The 24,313-nt window shown below is 36.2% G+C and carries 27 protein-coding genes; 22 read left to right on the forward strand and 5 right to left on the reverse strand.

What is annotated here, in order from left to right:
• Positions 1-22: 22 nt before the first annotated feature.
• From ctaD to ctaG, 4 genes are all read left to right on the forward strand, one after another.
• The gene (gene ctaD / locus ACIGHG_RS04640) at positions 23-1,885 is read left to right on the forward strand and encodes a cytochrome c oxidase subunit I (protein ID WP_336473489.1); all 1,863 of its coding nucleotides are present in this window, start codon (positions 23-25) and stop codon (positions 1,883-1,885) included.
• Complete coding sequence (locus tag ACIGHG_RS04645; protein ID WP_090914340.1) at positions 1,885-2,508, forward strand: cytochrome (ubi)quinol oxidase subunit III; 624 nt, start codon at positions 1,885-1,887, stop codon at positions 2,506-2,508. Before ctaD ends, ACIGHG_RS04645 begins: the two co-directional genes overlap by 1 nt.
• A 3-nt stretch (positions 2,509-2,511) precedes the next feature.
• The gene (gene ctaF / locus ACIGHG_RS04650; RefSeq protein WP_090914341.1) at positions 2,512-2,850 is read left to right on the forward strand and encodes a cytochrome c oxidase subunit IVB; all 339 of its coding nucleotides are present in this window, start codon (positions 2,512-2,514) and stop codon (positions 2,848-2,850) included.
• A 66-nt stretch (positions 2,851-2,916) separates the two neighbouring features.
• Entirely contained in the window at positions 2,917-3,855 is a 939-nt protein-coding gene (gene ctaG, locus ACIGHG_RS04655; RefSeq protein WP_090914483.1) for a cytochrome c oxidase assembly factor CtaG, read from the forward strand.
• A gap of 537 nt (positions 3,856-4,392) precedes the next feature.
• Here ctaG and ACIGHG_RS04660 read toward each other — a convergent pair.
• Entirely contained in the window at positions 4,393-4,758 is a 366-nt protein-coding gene (locus ACIGHG_RS04660; RefSeq protein ID WP_090914342.1) for a YugN family protein, read from the reverse strand.
• Between the two features lie 211 nt (positions 4,759-4,969).
• On the opposite strand from ACIGHG_RS04660, the gene ACIGHG_RS04665 reads away from it, so the two are divergent.
• From ACIGHG_RS04665 to ACIGHG_RS04690, 6 genes are all read left to right on the forward strand, one after another.
• The gene (locus tag ACIGHG_RS04665) at positions 4,970-6,007 is read left to right on the forward strand and encodes a CAP domain-containing protein (protein ID WP_336473488.1); all 1,038 of its coding nucleotides are present in this window, start codon (positions 4,970-4,972) and stop codon (positions 6,005-6,007) included.
• Between the two features lie 87 nt (positions 6,008-6,094).
• Positions 6,095-6,508: a YlbD family protein gene (ylbD, locus tag ACIGHG_RS04670; RefSeq protein ID WP_336473487.1), complete on the forward strand. Its 414-nt coding sequence runs from the start codon at positions 6,095-6,097 to the stop codon at positions 6,506-6,508.
• A gap of 11 nt (positions 6,509-6,519) precedes the next feature.
• On the forward strand, positions 6,520-6,765 hold the full coding sequence (locus ACIGHG_RS04675) for a YlbE-like family protein (RefSeq protein ID WP_090914347.1): 246 nt from the start codon (positions 6,520-6,522) through the stop codon (positions 6,763-6,765).
• Positions 6,766-6,841: 76 nt separating this feature from the next.
• The gene (locus tag ACIGHG_RS04680) at positions 6,842-7,414 is read left to right on the forward strand and encodes a histidine phosphatase family protein (protein ID WP_090914349.1); all 573 of its coding nucleotides are present in this window, start codon (positions 6,842-6,844) and stop codon (positions 7,412-7,414) included.
• A 76-nt stretch (positions 7,415-7,490) separates the two neighbouring features.
• Positions 7,491-7,943, forward strand: coding sequence for a YlbF/YmcA family competence regulator (locus ACIGHG_RS04685; RefSeq protein WP_336473486.1), 453 nt, complete (start codon positions 7,491-7,493; stop codon positions 7,941-7,943).
• Positions 7,944-8,119: 176 nt separating this feature from the next.
• Positions 8,120-8,395 carry a YlbG family protein gene (locus tag ACIGHG_RS04690; protein ID WP_090914352.1) on the forward strand — a complete coding sequence of 92 codons (276 nt, stop codon included), beginning with the start codon at positions 8,120-8,122 and terminating at the stop codon, positions 8,393-8,395.
• Positions 8,396-8,438: 43 nt separating this feature from the next.
• On the opposite strand, the gene ACIGHG_RS04695 is transcribed toward ACIGHG_RS04690, so the two are convergent.
• Positions 8,439-8,828: a DUF7147 family protein gene (locus tag ACIGHG_RS04695; protein WP_090914354.1), complete on the reverse strand. Its 390-nt coding sequence runs from the start codon at positions 8,826-8,828 to the stop codon at positions 8,439-8,441.
• 631 nt (positions 8,829-9,459) lie between these two features.
• Here ACIGHG_RS04695 and rsmD point away from each other — a divergent pair.
• On the forward strand, positions 9,460-10,035 hold the full coding sequence (rsmD, locus tag ACIGHG_RS04700; RefSeq protein WP_336473485.1) for a 16S rRNA (guanine(966)-N(2))-methyltransferase RsmD: 576 nt from the start codon (positions 9,460-9,462) through the stop codon (positions 10,033-10,035).
• Positions 10,023-10,511: a pantetheine-phosphate adenylyltransferase gene (gene coaD / locus ACIGHG_RS04705; RefSeq protein ID WP_020059268.1), complete on the forward strand. Its 489-nt coding sequence runs from the start codon at positions 10,023-10,025 to the stop codon at positions 10,509-10,511. Before rsmD ends, coaD begins: the two co-directional genes overlap by 13 nt.
• On the opposite strand, the gene ylbJ is transcribed toward coaD, so the two are convergent.
• Positions 10,506-11,738 carry a sporulation integral membrane protein YlbJ gene (gene ylbJ, locus ACIGHG_RS04710; RefSeq protein WP_336473484.1) on the reverse strand — a complete coding sequence of 411 codons (1,233 nt, stop codon included), beginning with the start codon at positions 11,736-11,738 and terminating at the stop codon, positions 10,506-10,508. The two genes, coaD and ylbJ, sit on opposite strands and share 6 nt — an antisense overlap.
• Before the next feature lie 107 nt (positions 11,739-11,845).
• On the opposite strand from ylbJ, the gene ACIGHG_RS04715 reads away from it, so the two are divergent.
• Together ACIGHG_RS04715 and ACIGHG_RS04720 are read left to right on the forward strand one after the other, a co-directional pair.
• On the forward strand, positions 11,846-12,637 hold the full coding sequence (locus ACIGHG_RS04715; RefSeq protein WP_336473483.1) for a patatin-like phospholipase family protein: 792 nt from the start codon (positions 11,846-11,848) through the stop codon (positions 12,635-12,637).
• 46 nt (positions 12,638-12,683) lie between these two features.
• On the forward strand, positions 12,684-13,655 hold the full coding sequence (locus ACIGHG_RS04720; protein WP_396547502.1) for a SepM family pheromone-processing serine protease: 972 nt from the start codon (positions 12,684-12,686) through the stop codon (positions 13,653-13,655).
• Between the two features lie 246 nt (positions 13,656-13,901).
• On the opposite strand, the gene ACIGHG_RS04725 is transcribed toward ACIGHG_RS04720, so the two are convergent.
• A complete protein-coding gene (locus ACIGHG_RS04725; protein ID WP_396547504.1) occupies positions 13,902-15,143 on the reverse strand; it encodes a nucleotidyltransferase in 1,242 nt (413 codons plus the stop codon).
• 154 nt (positions 15,144-15,297) lie between these two features.
• On the opposite strand from ACIGHG_RS04725, the gene ACIGHG_RS04730 reads away from it, so the two are divergent.
• From ACIGHG_RS04730 to ACIGHG_RS04740, 3 genes are all read left to right on the forward strand, one after another.
• A complete protein-coding gene (locus tag ACIGHG_RS04730; RefSeq protein WP_336473481.1) occupies positions 15,298-15,798 on the forward strand; it encodes a YceD family protein in 501 nt (166 codons plus the stop codon).
• A 61-nt stretch (positions 15,799-15,859) separates the two neighbouring features.
• The gene (gene rpmF / locus ACIGHG_RS04735) at positions 15,860-16,033 is read left to right on the forward strand and encodes a 50S ribosomal protein L32 (protein WP_001984764.1); all 174 of its coding nucleotides are present in this window, start codon (positions 15,860-15,862) and stop codon (positions 16,031-16,033) included.
• A gap of 127 nt (positions 16,034-16,160) precedes the next feature.
• A complete protein-coding gene (locus tag ACIGHG_RS04740; RefSeq protein WP_336473480.1) occupies positions 16,161-16,682 on the forward strand; it encodes an RsfA family transcriptional regulator in 522 nt (173 codons plus the stop codon).
• Positions 16,683-16,711: 29 nt separating this feature from the next.
• Here ACIGHG_RS04740 and ACIGHG_RS04745 read toward each other — a convergent pair whose 3' ends face one another.
• Positions 16,712-17,182 (reverse strand): N-acetyltransferase, encoded by a 471-nt coding sequence (locus ACIGHG_RS04745; protein ID WP_336473479.1) that lies wholly within the window; start codon positions 17,180-17,182, stop codon positions 16,712-16,714.
• A 580-nt stretch (positions 17,183-17,762) separates the two neighbouring features.
• Here ACIGHG_RS04745 and ACIGHG_RS04750 point away from each other — a divergent pair.
• From ACIGHG_RS04750 to ACIGHG_RS04770, 5 genes are all read left to right on the forward strand, one after another.
• Positions 17,763-18,644, forward strand: a complete 882-nt coding sequence (locus tag ACIGHG_RS04750) for a 2-dehydropantoate 2-reductase (protein ID WP_336473478.1) — start codon at positions 17,763-17,765, stop codon at positions 18,642-18,644.
• A 78-nt stretch (positions 18,645-18,722) separates the two neighbouring features.
• Positions 18,723-20,339: a bacillithiol biosynthesis cysteine-adding enzyme BshC gene (bshC, locus tag ACIGHG_RS04755; RefSeq protein ID WP_336473477.1), complete on the forward strand. Its 1,617-nt coding sequence runs from the start codon at positions 18,723-18,725 to the stop codon at positions 20,337-20,339.
• Between the two features lie 383 nt (positions 20,340-20,722).
• Positions 20,723-21,655 (forward strand): 16S rRNA (cytosine(1402)-N(4))-methyltransferase RsmH, encoded by a 933-nt coding sequence (gene rsmH, locus ACIGHG_RS04760; RefSeq protein ID WP_090914377.1) that lies wholly within the window; start codon positions 20,723-20,725, stop codon positions 21,653-21,655.
• Between the two features lie 15 nt (positions 21,656-21,670).
• Positions 21,671-22,036, forward strand: a complete 366-nt coding sequence (gene ftsL / locus ACIGHG_RS04765) for a cell division protein FtsL (RefSeq protein WP_336473476.1) — start codon at positions 21,671-21,673, stop codon at positions 22,034-22,036.
• 21 nt (positions 22,037-22,057) lie between these two features.
• A complete protein-coding gene (locus tag ACIGHG_RS04770) occupies positions 22,058-24,229 on the forward strand; it encodes a penicillin-binding transpeptidase domain-containing protein (RefSeq protein WP_336473475.1) in 2,172 nt (723 codons plus the stop codon).
• Positions 24,230-24,313 lie beyond the last annotated feature (84 nt).

The raw sequence follows: 24,313 nt of genomic DNA on the forward strand, positions 1-24,313 counted from the left end.
TTGCGAAGGGGAGGTTGAAAACGTGAGTTCTGTAGCAAAAAAACAGGGAGTGGGCTCTGTGATTTGGGATTATTTAACGACAGTAGACCATAAAAAAATAGCCATTCTCTATTTAATTGCAGGTGGGTTGTTTTTTATCATCGGTGGAATAGAAGCGTTATTTATTCGATATCAGCTAGCGTTTCCAAACAATGATTTTCTGGTTGGGGATGCATACAACCAAGTATTAACAATGCACGGAACAACAATGATTTTCTTAGCAGCAATGCCGCTTGTGTTTGCCATGATGAATGCAGCTGTACCACTTCAAATTGGTGCACGAGATGTTGCGTTTCCATTTTTAAACTCGCTTGGATTTTGGCTATTTTTCTTTGGAGGCGTATTTTTAAATTTAAGTTGGTTTTTGGGAGGAGCACCTGATGCAGGATGGACATCATATGCATCGTTATCACTCGCATCAAAAGGACACGGCATCGATTTTTATGTTCTCGGATTGCAAATTTCAGGTATTGGAACATTAATAGGTGGAATTAACTTCCTCGTTACCATTATTAATATGCGTGCACCTGGAATGACATATATGCGTATGCCGATGTTTACATGGACGACGTTTGTAACATCTGCACTTATTTTATTTGCATTTCCGCCGCTTACAGTAGGTTTAGCTTTATTAATGTTAGACCGTTTATTTGGAACAAGTTTTTTTAACCCTGCTTTAGGAGGAAATACGATTATATGGGAGCATTTATTTTGGATTTTCGGTCATCCAGAAGTGTACATTCTTATACTCCCAGTTTTCGGAATATTCTCAGAAATATTCGCGACATTCTCTAAAAAACGATTATTCGGATATTCATCTATGGTATTTGCAACGGTATTAATTGGATTTTTAGGATTCATGGTATGGGCACATCATATGTTCACAGTGGGTCTTGGACCAGTAGCAAATGCCATTTTTTCTGTAGCTACAATGGCAATTGCTGTTCCGACAGGTATTAAAATTTTTAACTGGCTCTTTACAATGTGGGGCGGTAGTATTCGTTTTACAACGCCAATGATGTGGGCCGTTGGTTTCATTCCATCATTTGTTATGGGTGGTGTGACAGGGGTTATGCTTGCATCTGCTCCTGCTGATTATCAATTTCATGATAATTACTTCGTTGTAGCTCACTTCCATTACGTAATTGTTGGTGGAGTTGTATTTGGATTATTTGCGGGGGCTCATTATTATTGGCCGCTTATGTTTAATAAAATCTTAGATGAGACACTTGGTAAAATTACGTTTTGGTTGTTCTTTATTGGTTTCCATTTAACGTTCTTTATTCAGCACTTCCTTGGTTTAATCGGTATGCCGCGCCGATATTTTACGTATTTGCCAGGACAAGGATTAGAAACTGGTAATTTAATTAGTTCAATAGGCGCAGTATTTATGGCACTTGGAACAATTGTGCTTTTGGTTAATGTTGTAAAAACATCTTTTTCAAAAAAACAAGCTGGTCGCGATCCGTGGGATGGTCGTACTTTAGAATGGGCAATTCCTGCGCCGACACCTGAATATAACTTCAAGCAATTACCGTTTGTGCGTGGATTAGATCCACTATGGATTGAAAAACGTGAAGGGAAAAATGAGATGACGCCAGCAGAGCCGATTGGTGATATTCATATGCCAAACTCATCTTTCTTACCGTTTGTTATCTCTTTAGGCTTATTTATCGCGGCATTTGGAGCGATGTATATGCATGGTGGGAAAGAGAAAATGTGGTTAGTGATAGCGATCGTTGGTCTTATTATTACGTTTGGAGCAATGTTCTTCCGATCTGTAATTGATGATCATGGATACCACATTCATAAAGAAGATTTAGATGATAAAGGGGGTAAGGCGTAATGCATGTAGAGGAAAAATTAACAAATGAAACCTTTCCAGCAGAGCCTGAAAAAGCAACCCTCGAAGGAAAGAATAAATTCATTGGATTTTGGTTATTTTTAGGAGGGGAAACTGTACTGTTTGCTTCCTTGTTTGGAACATACTTGGCATTGAAAAATTCAACAAACGGTGGGCCGACGTCACAAGAAATGTTTCAAATGCCGCTTGTGTTTATTATGACAATGCTTCTTTTAACAAGTAGTTTAACGAGTGTATATGCAATGTATCATATGAAGAATTTTAATTTTAAACAAATGCAGTTTTGGCTTATTATTACGATCTTGCTTGGGATTGGCTTTTTAGGCTTTGAGATTTATGAGTTTAATCATTATACTCATGAATTTAAGCATACGATGAAAAGTAGTGCATTTGGTTCTGCATTTTATGCGTTAGTTGGTACGCATGGGTTACACGTTTTATTTGGATTACTTTGGATTTTAACTCTAGTGCTCCGTAATGCGAAGCGTGGTTTAAATTTATATAATGCTCCGAAGTTTTACGTTGCATCAATTTACTGGCATTTTATTGACGTAGTTTGGGTGTTTATTTTCACTGTAGTATACTTAATGGGAATGGTGGGATAAACAATGGCGATAAAACAAACAAATATAAACAATCCTAAAGTGGATCTTGCTTATCGCAGAAAAAAAAGTGCGGAAGAAATGAAACATCAAGTCATTACGTTCGGATTAATGATTTTTTTAACAATGATTGCATTTGTAGCAGTCGCATATCCGAAAACATTTAGTCCGCTTTTTTCGGTACCATTTATTTTATTGTTAGCTGCCATACAAGTTATTTTTCAATTGTATTATTTTATGCATATGAGCCATAAAGGGCATGAGGCTCCAGCATTTTTCTTGTATGCTGGTTTGCTAGTTGGATTAGTAACGATTTTAACTTTTACGACAATCGTTTGGGTTTAAAATAGAAAGGGGGATTGAATGTTTCATCAATCCCCTTTTACTTATGAAAGGGTGGGTGAAAGAAAAGTGAACAACTTATGGATATTTGGTTTTGAAGCACTGTGGAGCCCAATCTTTTTTCTTTTTATATTAGCTATTGTGATTGGTTATTTTTTAATTATTGGAAAGTATAGACATCGCTTTCCGAATGGGGAAGAAGTAAGTAAACGAAAAATCTTTTATTTTACAAGTGGGATGTTCCTTTTATATTTAGTTAAAGGGGGTCCTATCGATTTACTTGGACATATTGTGTTTAGTGCGCATATGTTAGAAATGGCAATCATGTACATTGCTGTACCGCCATTATTACTACTGGGGCTACCAATCTGTTTTTTTGAGTATATAACATCATTTCGATTTATTCGTATAATGTTACGCATATGGGCAAATCCTATTATCGCATTATTTGTTTTTAACGGGTTATTTTCGATGTATCATTTACCATTTGTGTTTGATACGGTAAAGCAAAGCCAAATTGGACATCCAATTGTTCTTGCTATCTTGTTTTTTATGGCAATTATGCTATGGTGGCCGATATTTAATCCGTTAGCACAATATCAAACATTAAGTGATATTAAAAAGATTGGTTATATGTTTGCTAATGGGATGCTATTAACACCGGCTTGTGCACTTATTATTTTTGCGAATGAGCCGTTGTTTGTGACATATACAGATCCAAATTCATGGATGAAGGCGATGGAGCTTTGTGTACCAGCTGGAACATTATCTAATTTAAATATTACAGGTCCGGATTTCTTACATTGGATTCCTGTTTTAGAGGATCAGAAAACAGGAGGTATTGTAATGAAGATTATACAAGAAATTGTATATGGCACAGTCATTGGGTATGTTTTCTTCTCGTGGGTGCGTAAAGAACGGAAAAAGGATGCGGAACAGATACATGCATTACCCCCGTATTTGCAATCTCAATCATCTGTCACTGATAGCAAGCTCTCACCAAGATAAAGTGAAACTTCTCTCAGTAGGAAGGCCTACTATCCATGAATAGCGAGGTAAATTTACTAAATCAAAAGAAGGTGTACCATCGTGTACACCTTCTTTTGATTTTTCGACATCTTTGTCTAGCTCCAGCGGCTAGAACAGTCAGTGGCTTCGCGTCTTCCGCCGAGGCAAAAAGCGCCTCTATGTCAGAAGATCCATCCCCCTCTTGTTCTGAGCGAGCCGCTTCCGCCTTTCTTTATGATCCAGCTCCAGCGGCTAGAACAGTCGGTGGCTTCGCGTCTTCCACGGAGGCAAAAAGCGCCTCTATATCAGAAGATCCATCCCCCTCTTGTTCTGAGCGAGCCGCTTCCGCCTTTCTTTATAAGTAGCTGCTATGCAGAATACAATATGACCGCTACTTGCTTGCTTTAAACCTCGCATGTGGTAGGAAAAGGCTCTGACCGCTTCTATGCACGGCCAGATGCTCTCGTCCCTCTAAAAGGACAGAGGTTTTATGTCGTTTTTTAACTTGTATATAGCGAAACTCGTAGAAAGTTTTCTTTATTCTATAATCGCTAAATCTTGCAACTCTTTTTCGATATTTTGAAGTAACTGTTCGCTTTTTTGAAGAACATTTTTTGGGAATTTTTCGTTCTCTCCATACTCCACACCGTGTGGATAATAATGTTTACCAAGAAGAGGTTGTAATAATTTAATATGGGCATGTCGCCGGCCAATATCTCCTTCTAGCGCAAAACCTTGTATACGTAAATAATACACATCTTTCAGCATTTCAAATTTATAGTCGTATGTAACTCGCTCGTAATCCCATTGCCCAGCTAGTACAAAGTGATGATTGTCCATTACCTCAGTAAGAAGTGTGAAGTCAACAACTACGCCTTCAAGTTTCGTATTTGTAAATTGCATGAAATAGCCTCCTTATTATAAACGTAAAACCACTTGAATTTATAATAGTACGAATAGTGAGAAAACGCAATTCATATAGAGAGAAAAGGGAGAATGTCTGATTTTATGAAAGAAATATGATATAGTGAACATAGTGTGGTACACACAAAATGGAGAAAACAGTTTTGTTTGTGTATACCTCAATTTCATGGTTATTCAGGAGGTATATAATTTGAAAAAGTTGTTCCGCATTATAGTAATTACTATTCTTATTTTAGCAATTGATCTATACGGGAAATTACTCGTTTCTCAATATATATTTCAATCTCCTCATTTAAAAAAAGAGCATAAAATTGTGAAAACCAAAAAAGAAAAAGAGATTAAAGGAGTACCCGAAACCATTCCAGAGTTACTTGGTAGTGATTCTGAAATTTTATTAGCAAATTGGGATGAACCAGCGCGAATTGAACCATCTGCATATGGTTATGAATGGTGGATATATAATAAAAACTTAACACAATATGTGCAGTTTGGGATTAAAGAGCATAAAATTGTTACGATTTATGTTGGTGGAGAGAAAGTAAATATTTCGCCATTTCATATTGGGGAAACATATGAAGATATTTATAAGAAAAATCCGTTTTCACATGAAATTTCACTTAAAATGGGAAAAAATAGCTATCAATTCGAATTATCTGATGTTGAACTAACAGAACAACCACTCGTTGCTATAGAAGATGGATGGGCGCAATTATATTTTGATCATTTTACACATAAACTTGTTGGTGTTCGTTATATGGATGATGAAACGTTAATCAGCCAAAGACCGTATCAGATTGTTTTTTCTGGAGAATTAACGAATCCACAGCCATTATCACAAGAACAAATAAAACAAGTTGAACAAGGGAATGCACAGCAAATTTTAGATTTGACAAATGTAATTCGAAGTCGTAACCATCTTCCATTATTAGTATGGGATCAGCAAGCAGCAGCAGTAGCATATGAACATAGTAAAGATATGAAAGATAACAACTATTTTTCACATGATTCACCTTCGTTTGGAACATTAGGAGATCGTTTACAAAAAGGGAATGTATCATTTCAGCTAGCGGGGGAAAACATTGCAGCGCAGCATAGTGATGGAATTGCAGCGGTTCAAGGATGGTTAAATAGTGAAGGACATCGAAAGAATTTGCTAAATGAACAATTCACTGGTTTAGGAATTGGAGTGTATGATAAATTTTATACGCAAAATTTTATTCAAAAGTAAGGTGTATGGATTGCCTAAAAATAGGCGAACCATGCGCCTTTTTTTTCTTACAATATAGTAAAAGATACATCTGGTGGGGTGATTGTAATGACGACGGTGAAAGGAGATTTACATCCTTCTATTCAAAAGTTCAAAGAGTTTGTACGTCAGCATCCAAAGATGGTTCATGACGTTCGAAATGGAAAGAAATCATGGCAACAGTTTTACGAAGAATGGTATTTACTTGGAGAACAAGATGGTGTATGGAATCGCTACAAAGTAAATGGAGAGATAGTTCCTCCACCTGTACAAGAAGAGAGCGAAGAAAAGCTTGGTGATTTTATGGGACAAATGGTATCGTTTTTTAAAAAAATAGATGTAGAACAGGTGCAGCAACATTTAGCGAATATGACGACTGCCATTGGAAGTGTGCAGCAGGTTATTCAACAGTTTCAAGGGGATCAGACAACAAAGCAACAGCGTAATTCCGAAAATAATCCGTTTTTCTTTCAAAAAGATTAGGAGGAAAGGTGATGAGAACTGAACTCATCGAATTTGTAAGGTCGAATGAAGATTTACAGAAATATATTCGAGAGCAACCATATTGGTATCGGAAACTTTCTAGAAATCCAAGTGAAAAAGAAGCATTTGAATTAGCAGCCATGCAATATTTTAAAAAGACAATCCCAGACAAGGTAGCTAAGTTTCAAAATCAATTATCCGTTGCTTCTCTTATGATAGACATGTTTCAATATATGAAACAGCAAAACGTTAATTAATTAGAAGTAAAAAATGTGTCCGTCATGCGAAACTTTTGTTACAATAAAAATGGATTATAGAAAAAGGAGTTATAGCATGACGGAAATTTGTTTAGTACGACATGGACAAACTGATTGGAATTTTCAAGAGATTATTCAAGGAAGAGAAGATATTCCTTTAAATGAAATTGGAAAAAAGCAAGCAAGTCAAAGTGCAGTAGCTTTAAAAGCTGAATCATGGGATATCATCGTTAGTAGTCCACTAGTAAGAGCATATGAAACAGCGCAAGCTATTGCTAATGCGGTGAAAATAGACACAATTCATCTTGATGAACGTTTTATGGAACGAAATTTTGGAGTAGCATCCGGAAAGCCAGTTGCTGAAGTTAGACAGTTTATTGCAGATGGTAACGTGGAAGGAATGGAAACGGATCAAGAAATTGTTGAGCGGTGTTTTGTAGCATTAAAAGATGTTGCTCAAAAATATATGGGAAAACGTATTATTATTGTTGCACATTCCCATGCAATTAAAGCGATGTTACATGCTATTTCTCCGGAAGAAATTACGTTTCAAACACCACTACAAAATGCTTGTATCAGTTATGTGAGAGAAATAGAGGGAACATGGGAAATTTTGAAGTACAATATCGCCGAACATATTTGTCTGTAATCTATATCTGAATAAAGTCATGGAATTAGTAGTTCTGCTGTAAATGTGATATGATTAATATTCGGAGGTGTCTCTCATGATTGCAGCGACGCTAGAGAGCGTAATGATTTTAGACAAGGCTGAACAACTTGCAAAGGCAGTTGTTCTTTCAGATATAGCAGAGCAATACCGCAAGTGCTACTATGCATTGCAGCAAGATTCGGAAGTACAAACGCTAATTCGACAATTTACAGAAATGAAAGAGCGTTATGAAGAAGTGCAGCGCTTTGGAAAATATCATCCGGACTATACATCTGTATCGAAACAAATGCGGGAGTTAAAACGAGCAGTAGATTTACATGAAAAAATTGCTGCTTTTAAAAAGGCGGAAAATGATTTACAAAAGTTATTGGATGAGATTAGTGTAATTATGGGTGCTGAGATCTCTCCTGCTATTAAAGTTCCGACAGGCAACCCGTTTTTTGATGCAGGTGGTTGTGGAGGCGGTTGTGGTTCTGGAGGTAGTTGCGGGTGCAAAAAAACGGGGTAATCTGCCCCGTTTTTTAGAATATAGAAGAAAAAAGAATGTAAGAAATGGCTTCCGGTATTTTTAATATTTGAAAATCGATGATGAAGCCTTCATCAGTAGGGTACCCATTAATACAGGATAAATTTCTGTGGCTTATTATGAAATAAATGAATGATATTAAATAAAAGGAGAACATTATGTTTGGGCAACGACAAAGTATGATTGTCTATCTACATTCCTTAAAACATGCTAAAATTTTAAGGAAATATGGAAACATTCATTACATATCGAAACGGTTTAAATATGCTGTTGTGTATTGTGATATGGAGCAATTAGAACATATGATGCAAAAATTAAATAAGCTTCCGTTTGTAAAAAAAATAGAGCCATCTTATCGGCCGTTTTTAAAAACGGAGTTCGAAAATTCCAGACCAGATCGCGCAAAAGAATATGATTATAATAAGATAGATTAAAACCCCACCTAAATTCTGGTGGGGCTTTCTTGTATTCTTCACCTTATTGCATCGGTGGAATAAAATGATTCATTCGTAAAATACCGATGAGATGGTTGAAGTATAGTTCATTTTCTGGAAATGTAGTAGATGGTTTTACAGTAAAAGAAACCACTTTTTTTCCGATTTGTTCAGCTGTTTCTTCAAATAAAGTAATTCGTTTGCTTTTTTTATCTGTTAATACAGGGATCCCTTCTCGACATATGTATAAAGGCTGAAAATCGCCTACTGTCGTGGGGTGAAGAACAACGACAAGAGAGCATACAGCTTTGTCGTTTTTCGAAGTATTAAATTGAAGCATATGCGATACTCGATGTTTGTTTGCTTTTGCAATTTCGAGTAATTCGTATAAATCGGAGTATCCTTCTCCTAGTTCAATAAAACGTTGAATCATGTCTTTTCCTCCTCTTTCTTTTACTGTATCATTTCAGTTTCAAAATGAAAAGGAGACAAAGAAAAAACCCTGCCGAAGCAGGGCCCTTCTTATACTAGCATGACTAGCAAGAAGGCAAAGGGAGAGGAGAAACCGGAGGAAGAACTTATGGGGAAACGTAAGTCTTCTCCGCGGTTGGCAACAACATCGAAGGTGATGTTGTTATACTTATTTATCCCCAAACTGTATGAAGATATACATTATAAAATTAAATTTTCTCTTTTCCTTTTTATTTTTCTTTCGCATGTTTTATGATAGGATAAAAAAGGTGAATATACATAAAGTGAAACTTTCATCAGTGGAGGTATTATTGCCCACGAATAGCGGGATGAAGTTGAGCTTATACAAGAATGATTTATATGAACATTTGTTATATGAATCCATTTTGATTTTTCGACATATAGATTGCTGTTATGTAAAAACAAAGGAGCCTGCACTTGCCTTCTTCCTTTGTTTGAACTTCGCATGTGGCAGAAAAAGGATCTGACCGCTTCTATGCATAGCCAGATGCCCTCGCCCACCTAATAAGAATGGTTTTATGTCGTTTTTTAATTTGGATTTATATAGAAAGAGATAAAGGTAGTGAAAAATTATGAGAGTAGTTTCGGGAAAGTGTAAAGGTCATCCTTTAAAAGCTGTACCAGGTAATACAACACGGCCGACAACAGATAAGGTGAAAGAAGCGATTTTTAATATTATCGGTCCTTATTTTGACGGTGGTTTAGCTCTTGATTTGTTTGGCGGGAGCGGTGGGCTTGGTATTGAGGCTCTTAGTAGAGGGATAGATAAGGCTATTTTTGTTGATCGTGATGGAAAAGCGATAAAGGTTATCCATCAAAATTTAGAAAGTTGCAAGTTAGAAGCGCAAGCTGAAGTATATAGAAATGATGCAGAACGTGCTGTAAAAGCGCTTATGAAACGTGAGTTATTGTTCGATCTTGTACTATTAGATCCGCCGTATAAAGATCAAAAGATTGTTTCTTTAATAAGTATAATGGATCAACATGGTCTATTGAAAGAAGATGGAATCGTTATGGCTGAACATGGGGTAGATGTAGAACTACCTGAAACTATTGGTAGACTTGTGAAGGTAAGAGCTGAAAACTATGGTATTATAGCGATTTCGATTTATAAGTATGAAGGTGAGGGGACCGAATGGCAAGCATAGCAATTTCTTCGGGAAGTTTTGATCCGATTACGCTTGGACATTTAGATATTATTAAAAGGGGTGCAAAAGTTTTTGATGAAGTATATGTTGTGGTTTTAAATAATTCATCAAAAAAACCGCTTTTTACGGTAGAGGAGCGTTTAGAATTAATTCGTGAGGCGACAAAAGACATTCCGAATGTAAAGGTTGATTCGCATAGTGGGTTATTAGTTGAATATGCGAGGATGCGTAATGCGAATGCGATTTTACGCGGTTTACGTGCGGTATCTGACTTTGAATATGAAATGCAAATTACATCCATGAATCGTAAATTGGAAGAGAATGTAGAAACGTTTTTTATTATGACGAATAACCAATATTCCTTTTTAAGTTCAAGTATTGTAAAAGAGGTAGCTCGTTATGGTGGTAATGTTTCTGGGCTTGTTCCACCAATTGTAGAACGTGCTTTAAAAGAGAAGTTTCAAACCCCGTTATGATGAACGGGGTTTTTTGTTATGAATGAGACGTAAAAAGAGTAACGTAACATATAAATATAAACAAAATAGTGTGAAAGTCGGACCGTACATAATAAGTGAGGTCCATCCTTTTGCAAACACGGTAGATTGTTCAGATAAAAAGACTGGAATGTCGTATTGAGTAGGTGAAAAAGAATGTAATTTTTCATAAAGTGGTCCCCAAAATATGTATGTATAGATTGGGGCAAGGAAACTTTGAATAATACGTGCAATAAAGTATGGTTTAAAGCGAATATCTGTTTCTGCTAAAATGCTGGCAACTTGAGCTTGGATGGAAAGACCGCTAAATGCTAAAACAAAACTTGTCATCATGGCTTGTTGTAAAAGAGAAGTGTGTTCTGTTTGGCTAATCATTTGACTCCCGAGTGTCATTTCAAAAAGGCCTGACAAAATAGGGAAACTAAAATAAGGCGAAAGTTGAAATGCAACTAATATTTGTTTCATAATAAAAGCAAGGAAAGTTGTAATATGAAACACAGTTAACATTTTATTTAAAACAGAGAATAAAATAATAAACCCGCCAATCATAAGTAATGTTTGAACAGAAGAATTAATCGCATCACCAATTAATTTGCCAATGGGACGTTTTTCTTGTAAGCGAGTTTTATGAAGAACAGAAAAAGCTTGCCGCAATGGGATTGGCGGTGCATGCCTCTTTGCTTTTGGTTGCTCGCGATTATCTTGGTAAAAGCGCATGAGTAGTCCAACTGTGAAATTACTAACATAATGGGAGGCTGCTAAAATAAGTCCTAGTTTTGGGTTGTCAAAGAAACCGATCGCTACAGCACCAAAAATAAATAATGGATTAGAAGAGTTTGTGAAAGATACTAGACGTTCTGCTTCAATTTGTGTAAGTTGGTTTTCTTGGCGTAACCGAGCACTTAATTTTGCGCCTGCAGGGAAACCCGAGGCCATCCCCATTGCCCATACAAAGCCTCCGATACCAGGTACACGAAAGAGTGGACGCATCAAGGGCTCTAATAGCACACCGATAAACTTTACAACTCCTAGCCCGATTAGAAGTTCTGCAATAATAAAAAAAGGTAGCAATGAAGGAAATACAACTTCCCACCATATATTTAAGCCTCGAATAGATGATTGTAGTGCTGCTTGGGGATGGAGTACGAGAGAAATTGTAATAAAAGAAACCGATATGGTGAGAAAGCTTGTTTTCCATTTTTCGTACATTTTGTATCCCCCTTTGTCCCAAATGTTCATTTCAGTATACGAGGATACATGGTGAAATTAGACCATAAGTATAAAAAGAGAGTGAAAAATTTTTGAGGGTGAAGAAGATGAGAGAACCGAAAATTGGATTAGCGCTTGGATCAGGCGGAGCAAAGGGATTTGCGCATGTTGGTGTTATTAAAGTGTTGCGAGACGCTGGTGTACCTATTCATATGATCGCAGGGAGCAGTATGGGGGCACTAATAGGTACGTTTTATGCAGCGGGATGTAATGTGGATCGTTTGTATCGTTTAGCGACAGTATTTAAGCGGAAGTACTATTTGGACTTTACTGTACCTAAAATGGGATTTATTACTGGAAAACGTGTAAAAGATATGATTAAAATGTTTACATATAATAAAAAATTAGAAGAGCTAGATATTCCAACAGCGGTTGTAGCAACTGATATTCTAAATGGTGAAAAGGTTGTCTTTACACAAGGTTCTATTGCAGATGCTGTTAGGGCGAGTATTTCTGTGCCCGGTATATTTGTTCCAGAGAAAATAAATGGAAGACTGCTCGTTGATGGAGGAGTGATTGATCGTATTCCAGTATCGGTAGTAAAAAAATTAGGAGCTGATATTGTGATTGCTGTTGATGTATCTCCTATTAAGGTTAATGGAGAAGTTACATCCATTTATGATGTCATTATGCAAAGCATTGAAATTATGCAACACGAACTTGTAGTAAATAGACAAATTGCATCAGATTTAATGATGCATCCAGCTGTAGAACAATTTAGTTCGCGAGCCTTTACGAATATAGAAGATATTATTCGTGTTGGTGAAGAAGAAGCAAAGCAGCATATTCAAACAATTTACACATTGATTGAGCAGTGGAAGGAGAAAAAGGATGTTTAAAAAGTTTCGGTATTTATATGCACTACTTATTGGAGTAATTATTGCAATGCTAATTGTATTTGTCCCTCTGCCATACTATATTACAAAGCCAGGTATGGCAGAGAAATTAGAGCCATATGTAAAGGTTGAAGGAGGGAATAAAGAGAAAGGGGATTTTATGCTCGTTACAGTTTCGATGGGACGAGCGAATGTTGTGAATTTTCTTTCTGCTAAATTTAACAAATATGAAGAAATTTTTAAGAAGGAAGAAATTTTAAGAAAAGGTGAAAGTGATGAAGAGTATCAATTTCGCCAAGTATATGCAATGAAAGAGTCACAAGATGCGGCTATTTATAATGCGTATAAACGAGCAAATGCTCCTGTTACGTTTGAAAATCAAGGTGTGCTTGTAGTTGGTATTGCAAATGATATGCCAGCTGCTGAAAAATTAAAGCTTGGAGATCGTATTCTTGCTGTTGATGGGCAATCATTGCAAACGGCAGAGCAGTTTATTGCATATATGAAAACAAAAAAACAAAATGATAAAGTAAGTGTTAAATATGTCCATGAAAATAAAGAAAAGGAAGAAAAATTTGTACTGAAGCCAATTCCAGAAGATAAAAGTCGCGCTGGTATTGGGGTTTCTATTATTACAGATAAGAAGCTTACAGTAAGTCCTAATGTGAAAATTGATGCGCATAAGATTGGGGGACCTTCTGCTGGTCTTATGTTTACGTTAGAAATTTATAATCAGCTCGTGAAAGAAGATATAACGAAAGGTCACGAAATAGCTGGAACTGGAACGATAAATGAAAAAGGAGAAGTCGGTCCAATTGGAGGTATTTCTCAAAAAGTAGTTGCAGCTCATAATGCAGGTGCAGAAGTATTCTTTGCTCCAAATGAGAATGGAAAAGAGAATTCAAATTATAAAGAGGCAGTGAAAACAGCTAAAGATATAAACACCAAAATGAAAATTATACCTGTAGATACGATAGATGATGCGTTAACGTATTTGAATAAAATGTCAGAAAAAAAGTAAATCCTCTCGTTTAAGAGAGGATTTTTTTATCATTCTATTTTCAGACAGCGAAAGATGAAGAAGGGAAAGCTGGAAGATTCACTTTATCCCGCTATTCGTGGGCAGTAAGACCCCCATCTTAAGGCTGAGAGAGGGGCGTTGTCTAGTCCCAATGGCTAGAATGTTCGGTTGCTTCGCTTCTTCTTACGAGGTAAAAAACGCCTCTACGTCAGAAGCTCCATCCCCCTCACTGCTGGAAGTTTCACTTTACAAAAATACATGTTGCACTTCGTTATATCGAATAGGGTGCTGCGTTATATCTCGCTTTATCATTTCACCACAAAGGGTTCCTTGTAAAATAGAGAAATAAGCAGCGCTTGCTTTTCGGTCTATATCTAGAAGAGGATGTTGTAACGTTTTTGTATGAGAAAGCAATGGAAGTGTTATTTGCTTTTTTTTTGCTGATATATACGCTTGTCCTTTTTGGGACATGCCGAGTAAACGAATATATTGTGCGTGTTGTTCTACATGGGCTTTGTGCATCTCTTCTTTTGTTGTGTTGGTTAAAATGTGTGTGCAAATGCGCTGTAGTCGTGTCCATGTGTAACGTTTTGTTTTTAATACTTCCATAAATTTTGTAAATGAAGTTGCTTCTTGGATAGAAGATAAAATCCGATGTTCCAACCCTTCCTCTACTTCATATATATTTTGTAATTGCGATGGTGACATGGTTAGGAGTTTATATTTTAGTAAGTGAAAATAATGCTCCCAATTATGTAATAGGTGATAGGAATGTTTATATTGCTCTAAAAGTAGGTTTGTTATTTTTGGAACAAAGGGAATAATTGTTGAAAAAGTTTCCGAATCATTAAATAATTGTTTGCGAATACTCGTTGCACTAGCAATTCGTTCATTTTGAAATGTTTCGTCATGATAGTGAGAAGCAAAACGCTTAATTGTACTTGCCTTCATTAAACTTTTTTGTTGGATAATGGCTTCTATGTAATGCATTCCTAAAATATTATTAGGCTCTGAAATGTCGATAGTAGCTATGTTTTTTTGTAAGGATGAAAATGCCTCAGAAGTTGCTTTCGCATAACTCATGCCTGTTTTTAAGTATCGCTGCACAAGGGAATGGAATGCCTCTTGCTCAGTTTGACGCAAAGTAACTGTATTGTAGAAATGTTCGATATTACCACTTTCACTCCCAAAACAAATCTCAGAGACACGAAGAGCATCTAATATTGAAATAGCACCGTTTGCAAATGTTTCAGCTTTTTGCGTTGCGAAGGCATATGGGAGTTCGACGACAATGTCCACACCATTTGCTAATGCCATTTGTGTTCGCGCCCATTTTGAAACGAGAGCCGGTTCTCCGCGCTGTAAAAAGGGTCCGCTCATAACAGCAATAATAATATCTGCCTTTGTTAACTTTTTAGTTTGTTGCATATGATAAGCATGACCATTGTGAAATGGATTATATTCAACAACAATGCCGCTAGCTTTTATAAGAATCTCCCCTTTCAGTGTAGCATCTTTTTCTAAAACATGATAATCTATATATTATTTCCTATAATGACTTCATTATAGTGTAAAGAAAAAATATTGACAAATATACAATGGCTAGCTATAATTTTGTTTGTTGCCTTGAGGTGATATGAGTATGAAATGGTCGATTCATCAATTGAACAAATATCGACAAAAAGGACTAACGTTAGATGAGATGGTAGATGTTAGTGATCTGAATAATGTTGAGAAAGATGTTCGAGACGTTACTCCTGTTCATGTGACAGGTAGAGTTGATTTTGGCTCTAACAAATTTACGTTTCATCTACATATAACAGGAAGTATGGTATTACCATGCTCTAGAACGTTAGTAGATGTAACATTACCATTTGACATTGAAACAACTGAGGTGTTCTTAGTTTCGAAAGAAGATTATGAACCTGAAGCAGATTTTCATTACTTAGAAGGAGAAGTACTTGACTTACTCCCTGTAATTAAGGAAAATATACTATTGGAGATTCCAATGCAAATTTTCAGTGAGGATGTTTCAGAGGGAACACCGATGCAAGGTCGAGATTGGCAAGTGATTTCGGAAAAAAGCGAAGAAAAGCCTGTTGATCCAAGATTAGCAGGACTTGCGAAGTTTTTTGACAAATAATCAGAAGACCGTTTCGGGCCTTCGTATGAAAATAACTTTCTCTTTTAAGGAGGTGGGAAGAATGGCTGTACCTTTTAGAAGAACTTCTAAAACAGTAAAAAGAAAGCGTCGTACGCATTTCAAATTATCAGTACCTGGTATGGTAGAGTGCCCAAGCTGTGGTGAAGCGAAATTAGCTCACCGTGTATGTAAAGCATGCGGTACTTACAAAGGTAAAGAAGTAATCAGCAAGTAATTGCAAAAATAAACGCAGGAGGGAAACCTTCTGCGTTTATTTTTTTGCTTTTCTTTACATGTTATTCTTCTATCTTTTCTAGTAACTGCATATGTTTAATAAAAAATGCATAAGGAGGACTAGAGAGATGGCAACAACAAGACAAGATGCATGGACTGATGACGAAGATTTACTTCTGGCAGAAGTAGTGCTCCGGCATATTCGCGAAGGGGGAACGCAGCTTTCTGCCTTCAAAGAAGTAGGAAGACATTTATCGCGGACACCTGCTGCTTGTGGATTTCGTTGGAATTCTTACGTGCGTAAACAATATAAAGAACGCATTGAAGAAGCAAAGCAAATACGGAAAGCTGAAAATTATGAAGTGCAAGAACAAAAGAAGGAGAAAGTGAGCTCTCTTTCAATAACGTTAGAAGATGTAATTGTTTTTTTACAAAGTTATAAAAAAGAAGAAGAAGAAATGGAGTTATATAAAAAAATTGAGACGTTGCAAAAGGAAAAAGAAGGGCTGCTGCAGCAATTGTCTTTGTATGAAGAAGAATATCGTACTTTATTTGATTATATCGACCGAAAAAGAAACTCGATGGTATTAGAGCCTTCTGAAAGAGAAAGGAAACGAGAAAAAGGAATACTTGAAAAAACATCAAAATAAAAACAGCTGTCACGCAGCTGTTTTTATTTTTAAGCGGATTCACTTTTTGTAACCGCATTCAAATTTGCGTTTGGATACCAAATATAGAAATCACCATCATCAATGGTTACTTTTTCGAAGTGTAATTTCTCCCAAAAATCAGCAGATTGGACACGAGCAATCGTTTTGATAGGAAGATGCAATTGTTTTGCATAATCGACAAGCATCTTACCGAATCCTTGTTTTTGGAATATTGGTAACACTTCGAGTTTAAAAAGTTCTACATAAGGGCCAGAAAACAAATTGTTGCTGGACTGTTGTTTCGTATACAAGCTCATGCGTGCGATAAGAGAACCGCCGTAATAAATTCCATAAAAGGGGGATTCGCTATCGTTTTCGATGATATTTGCTTGTAAATCTTCCAGCATAGATAATTCTTCAGCGCCGCATCCTTTGAATTTTTTAAACTCTTCTAACGTTTTATAATTGATGAGCAAGCGCTCAACTTTCGGGAAATGCATAGAATCACATCCTTTTCTTGTTGTAAAATAAAGAAAAGTATAAATATTTACAATAATATTATAACGCATTTTTTTAATTTTATGAAGAAAAGAGATCATTCTTTCAGTATTTTTTTTAGAAGTTTGCTAAACTAATTTTATAAACTATATAAATACAAATTAAAAAATCGACATATAAACCCTCTTTCTTTTTAGGGGGCGAGAGCATCTGGCCATGCATAGTAGCGGTCATGTAAAGAAAAGCGGAAGCGGCTCGCTCAGAACAAGAGGGGGATGGAGCTTCTGACATAGAGGCGCTTTTTGCCTCGGCGGAAGACGCGAAGCCACCGACTGTTCTAGCCGCTGGAGCTGGATCATAAAGAAAAGCGGCGCCGACTGTTTAAGCCCTCATAGCTTAGGAGGCAGAGCTAGACAAAGATGTCGAAAATTAAAATGGATTTATATATATAGTAAAGCTTTCGTTAGTAGGAATTTTTTATTAGTGGGAAGCTTTTAACAATTGGTTTTTGTAGAAAGTTAATCATGATGTATCTTTTAAATTTTGATGTATAGCGTGATGAAAATGGGGGTCTTTTTAAAAATGGAAATTGGAATTGTTGGGCCAGGAGCAATCGGACTTCTTTTTGCGTTTTATTTACAAAAAAATGAGCAGGATGTCACACTGTATACACGAACAGTAGAGCAATCTGAGCACTTGAATAAGTGCGGGATTACATGCGTGCAAAATGGTATGAGGGAAACTGTATTTCCTCGTGTTAGCCCTTTAGAGAATATAAAAAATGAAACACATGATTATACGTTTATTGCGGTAAAACAATATCATTTAGAAGAGATATTACCGTATTTGCAAGCGGAAAAACGACTTATTTTCTTGCAAAATGGAATGGGACATCTTCATTTATTACAGCAAATTCAAGGCGCTAGTGTTGCGATAGGAATTGTAGAACACGGAGCGAAAAAGGAAAATGCGAGTATCGTTCATCATACTGGGGTAGGTAGTACGAAATTTGGACTCATACACGGAGAAAAGAAACAATTTGAACCTCTGTTACCTGCATTTTCTTCGGGTCTATTCCCAGTAGCGCTTGAAAATGATTGGAAGCGAATAATGATAAATAAGCTTGTCGTTAATGCGTGTATCAACCCATTAACTGCGCTGTTTGGTGTGCAAAATGGAGAGTTATTGACAAATCCCTCGTTTCACAAAGTGATGAAGCAAGTGTTTTCAGAAGTAATGGGAATTGTCGGCGATTTACAATGTGGAGAGTATTGGGAGCGTGTATGTACAGTATGTGAAAATACAGCTCATAATATTTCCTCTATGTTAACGGATATACGCAATAATAGAAAAACAGAAGTTGATGCAATTGTCGGTTATTTAATTCAAGAAGCAGAGAAGCAACAAAAATCAGTTCCGACGCTGTCTTTTTTGTATCATTCTATAAAAGGATTAGAAAGATAAGAGATATTCTTTGCTTTTACAACGAACATTGACTACAATTTGGTTGGTGAGAGATCAGGAGATGAAAGGAAGAAGTATATGGAGATAAAAGAAATCTCTGTCCCGCTTCAAGGAGTTGTTGCGGACTATTTAAACCATGAAAAAGATATTCAAGAATGCTTTGATTATCAAATAACAGAAGAGAGCTTTGTAAGACGTATACAAGATTTACGAAATAGACAGTATCCAAGACAAGAGTTAGTATCACATTTATTACAATATAATCAAGAATTAAATGCAGGAGAAAAAACGCTTCAAAATATTCATGCTTTGTTGGAAGAAGATACATACGTTGTTGTAGGGGGACAACAAGCTGGATTGCTAACAGGTCCTCTTTATACAATTCATAAAATTATATCTATTTTACAACTTGCAAAGGAAAAAGAAGCTTCACTTGGAGTACGAGTTGTTCCTGTTTTTTGGATTGCTGGGGAAGATCATGACATTGATGAAATTAACCATGCGTTCGTTACGAAAAACGGAAAAGTGAAAAAAACAATTTTTCATGAACGTCATCTAAATAAAGCAAGTGCTTCTGAAACGGAGATTTCCATCGAGGATTGTAAACAATGGATTGAAGAAATATTTAAAACATATCCAGAAACAAAGCATACAAAGGATGTCTTTCGTTTTGTAGAAGAATGTTTACAGCAATCACGCACATATGTTGATTTTTTTGCACACTTTATTACAAAGCTATTTGCGCATTCAGGTTTAATTCTTGTAGATTCTCATCATCCTATCCTTCGGAATATTGAAGTTCCTTTTTTAAAAGAATTATTAGCGCGCTACAAAAATGTGCAAGTAGCACTTAATGATCAACAACGTGTATTACGTGATTTGGGGTATAAACCGATTATTGAAACAAAACAGAATGTAGTTCATATCTTTATGGAAATGAATGGGGAACGTCTTTTGTTAGAGGAAGAAGAAGGGTGTTTTATTTGTAAAGAAGGGATGTATTCGTTTTCCTACGAGGAGCTTATAGAAAGTATGGAAGATCATCCGGAACGATTCAGTAACAATGTTGTTACAAGACCACTTATGCAAGAATATATTTTTCCTACACTTGCATTTATTGGTGGACCAGGAGAAATTGCGTATTGGAGTGAACTACAACAAGTGTTTCATGCAATGGACTTCCAAATGCCGCCGGTTGTACCTCGTTTGACAATTAGTTATTTAGCGCGTGATATTGAAACTGATTTACGGGATTTGCAGATTCAAGAGAGCGAAGTGTTCTGTGAAGGTATTGTTACATTACGAGAAAAGTGGTTATCTATGCAAGTTGAAGAGCCGATAGATAATCAATTTACGAATGCAGTGGAGCAGATTGGAGCAATTCATACATCTTTGCAGCAATTTGTTCAAAAAGTGAGTCCGGGCCTTCGAGATTTTGCGAAGAAAAATGAGTTGAAAATTATGCAACAACTTGAATTGTTAGAGCGGACACTTCAATCTGATTTAGAAAGAAAGTATGAAGTGCAGCTTAATAAATTCCGAAGAATCGAGCACTCATTACAACCGCTAGGTGCGCCGCAAGAACGAATATGGAACATTTGTTATTATTTAAATGGCTATGGGCTTGATTTTGTAGAGCGAGTTATGAAACAAACTTTTCGTTGGAATGGAAAACATCATATTATAAAATTATAAAATCTTGCTCTTAAGAGCAGGATTTTATTTTATTTTGTGGAATTACCTGTAAAATAAATTTATTTATTGATTATGTGTATCGTAAAGTATATGGGGTGAAAGCACTCTGTTTTTGAAGAACGGTTCTTTTTTGATAAAATGAAACAAAAAGAAGGTGAATTATTATCTTTTTCGGCATGTTTTTATGTAATTTCCCGAAAAAGATGATAAGATTTAGTATATAATAAGATAAGACTATTATTTAGTAGGGAGTGGAATTCTTACTAATTACTAACCTTTCCAATCGGAATTTTATGGACAATTATCCTGATTTCTCTTCGTTTTTGAAGTTTGGATAAAAAGATGACTCAAAAAGATTATTTTGTAAAAAAGTAGGTGCAACAATGTTTAAACATGTAACAGTGCTTTTAAAAGAAACAGTAGATGGGTTAGAAATTAAACCAAATGGTACATATGTAGATTGTACGCTAGGAGGTGGAGGACATAGTGCTTATTTACTATCTCAACTTTCTGAAGAAGGAAGACTAATTGCATTTGATCAAGATGAGGTTGCAATTCAAAATGCAAAAGAAAAATTCTCTTCTTACAATGGTCAATTTATAACTGTAAAAAGTAACTTTCGTTATTTAAAGGAAAGGTTATATGAATTAGGAATAACAGAAGTAGACGGTATTTTATTTGATTTAGGTGTTTCTTCCCCACAATTAGATACGCCAGAACGTGGATTTAGTTATCACCACGATGCTCCGCTTGATATGCGCATGGATCAAAATGCCCCGCTAACAGCATATGACGTTGTAAATAGTTGGTCATATGAACAACTTGTAAGAATCTTTTTTCAATATGGTGAAGAAAAGTTTTCAAAGCAAATTGCAAGGAAAATTGAAGCGTACCGTGAAAAACAACCAATTGAAACAACTGGAGAACTAGTGGAGTTAATTAAAGAAGGGATTCCAGCTCCAGCAAGGCGAACGGGAGGACATCCTGCGAAGCGAGTATTCCAGGCAATTCGTATTGCAGTTAATGATGAATTGAAAGTATTTGAGGAAGCGTTGGAAGCGGCAATTGACATGACAAAAACAGGTGGCCGAATTAGTGTGATTACATTCCACTCGTTAGAAGATCGGATTTGTAAAACGACATTCAAAAGATATAGTACAACACCACAGCTTCCACCAGGATTGCCAATTATTCCTGACGAATACAAGCCGAAGTTGAAACTAATTACAAGAAAGCCGATTTTGCCTTCTGATGTAGAGTTAGAAGAAAATAACCGAGCGCGTTCTTCGAAGTTACGAATTGCTGAAAAACTATAAAAAGGAGAGAGAGGTATGTCGAATTTAGCTGTTAAGTATAAAAAGCAACAAATAGAAGTACAATCTCAAGCTCCGCAGCAAGTAGTACAGCCAGCTGTAAAAACAAAAGTTAAGCGAATTACAAGAATTGAAAAATTATTGTATGTTGCATTTATTGGTTTTTTACTATATGCATGCGTAGCCTTTATTGGTAATAAAGCGGCATTATATGAAGCTGATGCTAAAGTAACAGAAATAGAAAGCACGCGCATAAAACAACAAAAAGAAAATCAAGAATTACAAGCTGAAAAGGAAAAGCTAACACGTTATGATCGCATTGCAGAAATTGCAAAAAAACATGGGCTTGAAATTAATGCCAATCATGTAAAAGGCTTAAATTAATATAATAGGTGTGAAGAAGAGATGAATATACGTAAATTTCATACCAATAAAGGAGCAGGATTCTTCATTAAGGTGTTTCTCCTGCTCTTTTTTCTGTTGTTAGCCCGCTTTCTTTATATTCAGACAATGAAAACAGTGCATGGAGTAGATTTAAAACCAATTGCAGAGCGAAAACATAATAAAAATGGAGTACTTGAAGCGAATCGAGGAACGATTTACGATCAAAATGGTTACGTGCTTGCCCAAGATGCAAATTCATATAAGATGGTTGCTGCACTTAAAGGCCAAGAGCATGTGGAAGACAAAGAAGATGCTGCAGAGAAAATATCGAAAGTACTTGAGGTAGATAAAGAAAAGATTTTAGAGTATTTAAATAAAGATGCTGCGCAAGTAGAATTCGGATCGATTGGAAAAAACTTAACGAAAGAAAAGAAAGAACAAATTGTCAATATGCATATAAAAGGAATTTCTTTTGTTACAGAAAAAGCAAGAATATATCCGAATGGGGATTTTGCTTCTTATATACTTGGATTTGCAAAACCAAATGATGAAGGAATTGCAGAAGGAAAGTTTGGACTTGAACAAAGCTTGGATAAATATTTACGAGCTTCTAATGGAAGCATGAAGTATACAGGAGATACGAAAGGTATCGCATTAGAAAGTGGAAAACAGTCTGTGAAGCCGCCTAAAAACGGAGATAATGTATATTTAACAATCGACCAACATATTCAAAGTTTTCTAGAAGATGCGATGGTAGAAGCGGATAAACGTTATAATCCGTCTATGTTAATTGGGATCGTAGCAGATCCGAAAACAGGAAAGATTTTAGCGATGTCTAGCAGACCAAGTTATGATCCGAATAAACAAGATATCCAGTATTTTTTAAATGATCCGATTGCAAATGCTTATGAACCAGGTTCAACAATGAAAATCTTCACGTTAGCAGCTGCTATTAATGAGGGAGTATACAAAGGACAAGATTACTATCAATCTGGTAAATACAAAGTAGGGAATGAGGAAATTGGAGACCATAATAGCGGTGCAGGATGGGGTTCTATTACGTTTGATGAAGGAGTTGAGCGCTCATCGAACGTTGCTTTTGCTATTTTAGGAAATGAAAAGTTAGGACCTGATCGTTTTCGTCAATATATTCATAAGTTTGGTCTAGACGAAAAAACAGGTATTGATTTACCTAGAGAAGGCGAAAATACAATTTTATTTGATAAAAAAATCCAACAAGTAACAACAGCATTTGGACAAGGTTCTACTGTAACTCCGATTCAACTTGTACAAGCAGCTACTGCAATTGCTAACGATGGGAAAATGATGAAGCCCTATGTGATTGATCAGGTTGTAGATCCGATGGATGATAAAGTTGTCTTGCAACACCGTCCAGAGGAAGTAGGGAAACCAGTTACAAAAGAGACTGCAACGCAAGTAAGGCAACTGCTAGAACGGGTTGTAACATCACCAAAAGGGACTGGAACGATGTATAAACTTGATGGATATTCCGTTGGTGGTAAAACAGGAACAGCACAAGTTCCAAATGGAAAAGGCGGTTATATGACAGGGCGAGAAAATTATATTTTCTCCTTCCTTGGTATGGCACCAATGGATGACCCGCAGCTTGTCGTATATTTAGCAATTAAACAGCCTAAATTGAAAGACACTGAAAATGGTGCACAGCCGTTATCTGAAATGTTTAAATCTGTAACGAAAAATAGTTTGGAGTATTTAAAAATCAAACCGAATGAAATAAAAGATGTGAAAAAGCAAGTACAACAGCAGCAAGCTACTGTTCCAAATGTAACAGGTAAAACAATGGAAGAAGCAAAGGGAATATTGGAAAAGGCGAAGTTTCGACCTGTTATATTAGGAGAGGAAAAAGTCGGACAGCAAGTGCCAAAAGCGAATGAAAAAACGTTAACGGGTGATCGCGTATTTTTAGTAGGGAATCAACCGAAAATGCCGAATATTAATGGTTGGGCACTTCGTGATGTGATGAATTTAGCTAAAATATTAAATCTTGATTTGAAGCTTTCAGGTACAGGATATGTAACAGAGCAAAGTGTTGCTGAAGGCACTCCGTTAAAAGAAAAAACGCAGGTAGAAATAAAACTTGAACCACCTCTTGAACCGCAGCAAGAAGCAGAGCAGGAGCCAAATAAGAAGGAACAGAAAGAGAGCACGTAACATAGAAGAGGTGTACGTGTTCTAATCAAACAAGTACAAGCATATATTGGAACAAGCTAGGTGTGAAGGAGGGGCTTGTTCCAA

Origin of the sequence: Bacillus sp. NPDC077411 (assembly GCF_044543425.1) — a bacterium.
Taxonomy (GTDB): domain Bacteria; phylum Bacillota; class Bacilli; order Bacillales; family Bacillaceae_G; genus Bacillus_A; species Bacillus_A bruguierae.

Bases quoted from the DNA above. Each gene is read 5' to 3' on its own strand.
- ACIGHG_RS04730 (WP_336473481.1), top strand. From the start codon at position 15,298: ATGAAATGGTCGATTCATCAATTGAACAAATATCGACAAAAAGGACTA.
- ACIGHG_RS04720 (WP_396547502.1), top strand. From the start codon at position 12,684: ATGCTAATTGTATTTGTCCCTCTGCCATACTATATTACAAAGCCAGGT.
- ctaF (WP_090914341.1), top strand. From the start codon at position 2,512: ATGGCGATAAAACAAACAAATATAAACAATCCTAAAGTGGATCTTGCT.
- ACIGHG_RS04690 (WP_090914352.1), top strand. From the start codon at position 8,120: ATGTTTGGGCAACGACAAAGTATGATTGTCTATCTACATTCCTTAAAA.
- ftsL (WP_336473476.1), top strand. From the start codon at position 21,671: ATGTCGAATTTAGCTGTTAAGTATAAAAAGCAACAAATAGAAGTACAA.
- ACIGHG_RS04770 (WP_336473475.1), top strand. From the start codon at position 22,058: ATGAATATACGTAAATTTCATACCAATAAAGGAGCAGGATTCTTCATT.
- ACIGHG_RS04715 (WP_336473483.1), top strand. From the start codon at position 11,846: ATGAGAGAACCGAAAATTGGATTAGCGCTTGGATCAGGCGGAGCAAAG.
- ACIGHG_RS04675 (WP_090914347.1), top strand. From the start codon at position 6,520: ATGAGAACTGAACTCATCGAATTTGTAAGGTCGAATGAAGATTTACAG.
- ACIGHG_RS04745 (WP_336473479.1), bottom strand. From the start codon at position 17,182: ATGCATTTCCCGAAAGTTGAGCGCTTGCTCATCAATTATAAAACGTTA.
- bshC (WP_336473477.1), top strand. From the start codon at position 18,723: ATGGAGATAAAAGAAATCTCTGTCCCGCTTCAAGGAGTTGTTGCGGAC.
- rsmD (WP_336473485.1), top strand. From the start codon at position 9,460: ATGAGAGTAGTTTCGGGAAAGTGTAAAGGTCATCCTTTAAAAGCTGTA.
- coaD (WP_020059268.1), top strand. From the start codon at position 10,023: ATGGCAAGCATAGCAATTTCTTCGGGAAGTTTTGATCCGATTACGCTT.
- ACIGHG_RS04695 (WP_090914354.1), bottom strand. From the start codon at position 8,828: ATGATTCAACGTTTTATTGAACTAGGAGAAGGATACTCCGATTTATAC.
- ylbD (WP_336473487.1), top strand. From the start codon at position 6,095: ATGACGACGGTGAAAGGAGATTTACATCCTTCTATTCAAAAGTTCAAA.
- ACIGHG_RS04645 (WP_090914340.1), top strand. From the start codon at position 1,885: ATGCATGTAGAGGAAAAATTAACAAATGAAACCTTTCCAGCAGAGCCT.
- ylbJ (WP_336473484.1), bottom strand. From the start codon at position 11,738: ATGTACGAAAAATGGAAAACAAGCTTTCTCACCATATCGGTTTCTTTT.
- ACIGHG_RS04680 (WP_090914349.1), top strand. From the start codon at position 6,842: ATGACGGAAATTTGTTTAGTACGACATGGACAAACTGATTGGAATTTT.
- ACIGHG_RS04750 (WP_336473478.1), top strand. From the start codon at position 17,763: ATGGAAATTGGAATTGTTGGGCCAGGAGCAATCGGACTTCTTTTTGCG.
- ACIGHG_RS04660 (WP_090914342.1), bottom strand. From the start codon at position 4,758: ATGCAATTTACAAATACGAAACTTGAAGGCGTAGTTGTTGACTTCACA.
- rsmH (WP_090914377.1), top strand. From the start codon at position 20,723: ATGTTTAAACATGTAACAGTGCTTTTAAAAGAAACAGTAGATGGGTTA.
- ACIGHG_RS04740 (WP_336473480.1), top strand. From the start codon at position 16,161: ATGGCAACAACAAGACAAGATGCATGGACTGATGACGAAGATTTACTT.
- ACIGHG_RS04685 (WP_336473486.1), top strand. From the start codon at position 7,491: ATGATTGCAGCGACGCTAGAGAGCGTAATGATTTTAGACAAGGCTGAA.
- rpmF (WP_001984764.1), top strand. From the start codon at position 15,860: ATGGCTGTACCTTTTAGAAGAACTTCTAAAACAGTAAAAAGAAAGCGT.